Source organism: Mesorhizobium sp. M7A.F.Ca.AU.002.02.1.1, assembly GCF_003998535.1.
Taxonomy (GTDB): Bacteria; Pseudomonadota; Alphaproteobacteria; order Rhizobiales; family Rhizobiaceae; genus Mesorhizobium; species Mesorhizobium ciceri.
Genome location: NZ_RZPB01000419.1, coordinates 1 through 5,503, shown reverse-complemented (window position 1 = coordinate 5,503; position 5,503 = coordinate 1). Strand labels below are relative to the sequence as shown.

Here is a 5,503-nt window from a genome sequence, read left to right as displayed (position 1 = left end):
CAATCCGACACTGCAGGGGCAGATGCGCGCCGTCGAGATGATCCGCGACGCTTTGCCGGGCGCGCTCATCGTCGGCGATTCGACGCAGCCGATCTATGCGGCCAACCGCTAGTACGGCCATGATCGGCCAGGCGGTTGGTTCAATGCCGCCACCGGCTTCGGCGCGCTTGGCTACGGCCCGCCGGCCGCAATTGGCGCGGCCCTTGCGATACCCGATGCGCCGGTCGTCTGCCTCACGGGTGACGGCGGCTTCCAGTTCACGCTGCCGGAACTGGGCGCCGCGCTCGACGCGCGGGTACCGGTCATCTTCGTCGTCTGGAACAACAGAGGCTACCGCGAGATCGAAACCTCGATGCTCGATGTCGGCGTCGAGCCGGTTGGCGTATCGCCGGCGCCGCCGGATTTCTGCAAGCTGGCCGAGGCTTATGGCATCGGCGCCGAACGGCTTGCCGATATCGACGCTCTCGCGGACGCGCTGAAGCGCGCCCGGGCCACCGGACTGCCGCGCGTCATCGAAATCACAGTTGACTGAAGCGCGGGTTTCCCGTTTTGGCGGGCCACGGCTGAAGTGTCGGACGCATGCAAAGACGCGACAACTGCCATGTCGAGATGTCAATTGAGTGATGGCGCAAAAGGCGCGACGCTTCGCGTCGGCGGCACAGAAATGACCTAACGATAAAAAAATGACAGGAGCGTCCAAGATGACGGAAACACTTGAAGGCAAGCATATCGTCGTGACTGGTGGGACCGGTGCGCTCGGCGGTGCGGTTGTCGGCAAACTGCTGAGCGACGGCGCGATCTGCCATGTGCCCAATGCTCATGCCGCCGCCCCTACGCATTTCCCCTTAACCTCGCATGACCGTGTCCAGCTGGTGCACAACGTCGATCTCTCGGACCCCGCGAAGGTCGAAGCGTTCTATAGCCAGGTTCCGGGCCTTTGGGGCTCGATCCATCTGGCTGGCGGCTTCACCTCGGCGCCTGTTGAAAAGATCGAGTCGGCGTCCTTTGCCGAGATGATGGACACCAATGCGCGCACCGCCTTCCTGTGCTGCCGCGCCGCGATCCGCTCGATGCTGTCGTCGGACACGGCGGGCCGCATCGTCAACGTCACCGCGCGCGCCGGGCTCGATCCGCGGCGCGGCGCCGGCATGGTCGCTTACGCCGCCAGCAAGGCGGCGGTGGCAGCCATGACGGTGGCGATGGCCGAAGAGCTGAAGCACAAGGGCATCCTGGTCAATGCCGTGGCGCCGTCGACGCTAGATACGCCGGCAAACCGCGCCGATATGCCGGATGCCGATGTCACAAGATGGGTCAGCCTCGAAGCCGCCGCCGAGGCCATCGCCTATCTCGCCTCGCCGGCCAATCAGGCGATGAGCGGCACGCTGGTGCCGCTTTACGGCAGGGCGTAACTTTCCAACCTTTACCTAGGTCAAAAAAAAACCCCGCCGGATCGCTCCGGCGGGGTTTTGTTTTGGAGCCTGTGCGAAGGCTTCGCGGTGCGAAGACTTAGCTGCCCTGCTTCTTCAGCGCGGCACCCAGGATGTCGCCCAGCGAAGCGCCGGAGTCGGTCGAGCCGTACTGAGCGACCGCTTCCTTCTCTTCGGCGATTTCCAGCGCCTTGATCGAGACCTGCAGCTTGCGGGTCTTCTTGTCGAAGGCGATGACGCGGGCATCGACCTTCTGGCCGACGGTGAAGCGCTCGGGGCGCTGCTCGTCGCGGTCACGGCTCAGGTCGGAGCGCTTGATGAAGGTTTCGATACCGCTGTCGACCAGCCGCACTTCCAGACCGCCATCCTTGACGCCGATGACTTCGCAGGTGACGACCGCGTTCTTGCGCAGTTCGCCTGAAGTCGCCGCTTCGCCGACCGTATCCTTGGCCAGCTGCTTGATGCCGAGCGAGATGCGCTCCTTGTCGATGTCGACGTCGAGCACCTGCGCCTTGACCATGTCGCCGCGATTGTACTCTTCGATGACCTGCTCGCCCGGACGGGTCCAGTCGAGGTCGGAAAGGTGCACCATGCCGTCCACGTCGCCTTCGAGGCCGATGAACAGGCCGAACTCGGTCTTGTTCTTGACCTCGCCCTCGACCTGGCTGCCGACCGGATGGCTAGAGGCGAAAGCCTGCCACGGATTCTCGAGCGTCTGCTTGAGGCCGAGCGAGATGCGGCGCTTGGCCGGATCGACTTCGAGCACCACCACGTCGACTTCCTGGGTCGTCGACAGGATCTTGCCTGGATGCACGTTCTTCTTCGTCCACGACATTTCCGAAACGTGGATGAGACCCTCGATGCCCGGCTCCAGCTCGACGAACGCGCCGTAGTCGGTGATGTTGGTGACGGTGCCCTTGATCTTCTTGCCGATCGGGAACTTGGTGCCGATCTCGGACCACGGATCGCTCTCGAGCTGCTTCATGCCGAGCGAGATACGGTGGGTTTCCTGGTTGATGCGGATGATCTGCACCTTGACCGTCTGACCGATGTTGAGGATTTCGGTCGGATGGTTGACGCGGCGCCATGCCATGTCGGTGACATGCAGCAGGCCGTCGATGCCGCCGAGGTCGACGAACGCACCGTAATCGGTGATGTTCTTGACGACGCCTTCGACAACCTGGCCTTCTTCGAGGTTCTGCACGATTTCCGAACGCTGTTCGGCGCGGCTCTCTTCGAGCACGGTACGGCGAGACACCACGATGTTGCCGCGGCGGCGATCCATCTTGAGGATCTCGAAGGGCTGCGGGTTGTGCATCAGCGGGGAGACGTCGCGGATCGGGCGGATATCGACCTGGCTGCGCGGCAGGAAGGCCACGGCGCCGTCGAGGTCGACCGTGAAGCCGCCCTTGACCTGGTTGAAGATGACGCCTTCGACGCGCTCACCCTTGGTGAACTTCTCTTCGAGACGGACCCAGCTCTCTTCGCGACGGGCCTTCTCACGGGAAAGCATCGCTTCGCCAAGCGCGTTTTCAATGCGCTCGACATAGACTTCGACGGTGTCACCAACCTTGAGGGTAGTGTCCTTGCCCTTGACGCCAAATTCCTTCAGCGGCACGCGGCCTTCGACCTTGAGGCCGACGTCGATGATGGCCATGTCCTTTTCGATCGCGGTGATCGTGCCCTTGACGACCTGGCCTTCGCCGGAATGGCCTGTTGTAAATGATTCTTCGAGCAGGCTCGCGAAATCATCGCGAGTGGGATTTGCAGCTGACATTGTTTCTCCTGGAGTGCCCCGCATCTGGAAGCGGGACGGGCGCCGTGGGTTAGCGTTGCGTTGGCCTGCCGGCGTTCCGGGCTACAAAAGCCCTGGGCCGCTCTTTAAGCGGCAATTCCGGCGCATGAAGAATGCTGGCAGGCTGGTTCGTGCCCGATATGGGTATTTTCTTCGCCTCCGACAACGGAAAGACGAGGGAAAAACCCGGATCAGACCTAGTCTCTCTTGGCCAAGACGTCATCGATGATCGCCATGGCTGCAAGAAACGCGGCTTCTATAGCCATTTCGCTGGTATCAAGCAAGTGCGCGTCGGCGGCCGGCTTCAAAGGTGAGTCGGCACGGCCCATGTCGCGCTGGTCGCGGCGCATGATATCGGCGAGGATCTCGGTAAAATCAGCGGTCCCGCCGATGCTCTCGATCTCGGCCAGCCGGCGCTGTGCTCGCACCTCGGCGCTCGCCGTCACATAGAGTTTGATGTCGGCGTCGGGGCACACCACGGTGCCGATGTCGCGCCCGTCGAGCACCGCACCCGGCGGCGTCTTGGCGAAGTCGCGCTGCTTTTCGACGAGGATGCGCCGCACGGTCGGGTACACCGCGACCTTGGAGGCCGCCTCGCCGACCGCATGCGCCGACAAGACCGTCCGGTCGAGCTTTGCCAGATCGACCTGGCGGGCAGCGGTTTCAGCCGCCGAGACATTGTCGAGCGGCAGCGCGTGCTGGATGAGCGCATAGGCCACGGCACGGTAGGTGAGGCCGGTGTCGAGCAGGTTGAGGCGGTAGTGGTCGGCCAGCCGGCGGGCGAGGGTGCCCTTGCCGGCGCCGGCGGGGCCGTCGATGGCGATGGTGAAGACGTGTGTCATTGGCAGACCGCCGAAAGGGTTGGGCGCTGGCCTGCCAACGTACCAAGGCTATTGGTTGCCACGACCGTCACCCGATCTCCGCGCCCAGCGCCGTCATCAGCCCCATGAACTCCGGAAAGCTGGTCGCGATCATGGCGGCGTCGTCAATGGTCACCGGCTTTTCCGTCGCCAGCCCCATGACCAGAAAGCTCATGGCGATGCGGTGGTCGAGGTGGGTCTGCACGGTGGTGTCCTTGCCGTTGGGATGGCCGCCAAGGCCCTTGCCGCCCGGTTTGCCGCGCACGGCAAGCGAAGCTTCGCCCTCGGTGCAGTCGACGCCGTTGAGCGTCAGCCCGTTGGCGACGGCCGACAGCCGGTCGGATTCCTTCACCCGCAACTCCTCCAGCCCCTGCATCAGCGTTTCGCCCTCGGCGAAGCTCGCAGCGACCGCCAGCACCGGATACTCGTCGATCATCGACGGCGCCCGCTCGGGCGGCACGATGACGCCCTTGAGCTCGGAGTAACGTACCCGCAGGTCGGCGACATCCTCGCCGCCGGCATTGCGTGGGTTGAGGATGTCGATGTTGCCGCCCATCTCCTGCAGCGTCAAAAGCAGGCCGGTGCGGGTCGGGTTCATCAGTACGTTTTCGATCGTGATGTCCGAACCCGGCACGATCAGGGCGGCCACCAGCGGGAAGCCGGCCGAGGACGGGTCGCCCGGCACGGCGATGGTCTGGCCGGTCAGCTTGCCCTGGCCTTCGATGAAGATGTGGCGCACGCCACGCTCGTCGGTTTCGACCGACAGATTGGCGCCAAACCCCTTCAGCATCTTTTCGGTGTGGTCGCGTGTCATCACCGGCTCGATCACCGTGGTGATGCCGGGCGTGTTGAGGCCGGCGAGCAGCACTGCGGACTTCACCTGCGCCGAGGCCATCGGCACGCGATAGGTGATCGGTGCGGCATGCTTGGGTCCATGCAGTGTGATCGGCATGCGGTCGCCCGGCGTCGCCTTCAGCACCTGCACGCCCATCTGGCGCAAGGGTTCCAGCACACGGCCCATCGGCCGGCCCGACAGCGAGGCATCGCCGATGAAGGTCGTCTCCATGTCATAGGTGCCGACAAGGCCCATGGTCAGCCGCGAGCCGGTGCCGGCATTGCCGAAATCGAGCGGGCCTTCCGGCTGCAGCAGCGCGCCGTTGCCGGTGCCGCGGATCACCCACTCGTCGCCGTTCTTCTCGATATGCGCGCCCATTGCCTTCATGGCGGCACCCGTGCGCATCACGTCCTCGCCTTCGAGCAGGCCAGTGATGCGGGTCTCGCCGGAGGCGAGGCCGCCGAACATGAAGGAACGGTGCGAGATCGACTTGTCGCCCGGCACGCGCGCGATGCCGGAAAGGGCTGGGGATTGGCGGGCGGTGGCCGGCTTGGGGGCGGCGGCGTGGGACATGGGATTTCCCTGG

The 5,503-nt window shown here is 64.3% G+C and carries 4 protein-coding genes and 1 pseudogene; 2 read left to right on the top strand and 3 right to left on the bottom strand.

Features of this window, described 5'->3' with window-relative positions; translation table 11 throughout:
• Together EN879_RS22880 and EN879_RS22875 are read left to right on the top strand one after the other, a co-directional pair.
• Positions 1 to 532, top strand: a pseudogene (locus tag EN879_RS22880) (thiamine pyrophosphate-dependent enzyme); the annotation flags it as partial.
• A gap of 169 nt (positions 533 to 701) precedes the next feature.
• The gene (locus EN879_RS22875; protein WP_063169846.1) at positions 702 to 1,409 is read left to right on the top strand and encodes an SDR family NAD(P)-dependent oxidoreductase; all 708 of its coding nucleotides are present in this window, start codon (positions 702 to 704) and stop codon (positions 1,407 to 1,409) included.
• 97 nt (positions 1,410 to 1,506) lie between these two features.
• Here the strand turns inward: EN879_RS22875 and rpsA are convergent, their stop codons facing one another.
• The 3 genes from rpsA to aroA form a co-directional block, all read right to left on the bottom strand.
• Positions 1,507 to 3,204: a 30S ribosomal protein S1 gene (gene rpsA, locus EN879_RS22870; RefSeq protein WP_013528183.1), complete on the bottom strand. Its 1,698-nt coding sequence runs from the start codon at positions 3,202 to 3,204 to the stop codon at positions 1,507 to 1,509.
• A 215-nt stretch (positions 3,205 to 3,419) separates the two neighbouring features.
• The gene (cmk, locus tag EN879_RS22865) at positions 3,420 to 4,064 is read right to left on the bottom strand and encodes a (d)CMP kinase (RefSeq protein WP_032898722.1); all 645 of its coding nucleotides are present in this window, start codon (positions 4,062 to 4,064) and stop codon (positions 3,420 to 3,422) included.
• Between the two features lie 67 nt (positions 4,065 to 4,131).
• The gene (aroA, locus tag EN879_RS22860) at positions 4,132 to 5,490 is read right to left on the bottom strand and encodes a 3-phosphoshikimate 1-carboxyvinyltransferase (RefSeq protein ID WP_013528181.1); all 1,359 of its coding nucleotides are present in this window, start codon (positions 5,488 to 5,490) and stop codon (positions 4,132 to 4,134) included.
• Positions 5,491 to 5,503: the final 13 nt, after the last annotated feature.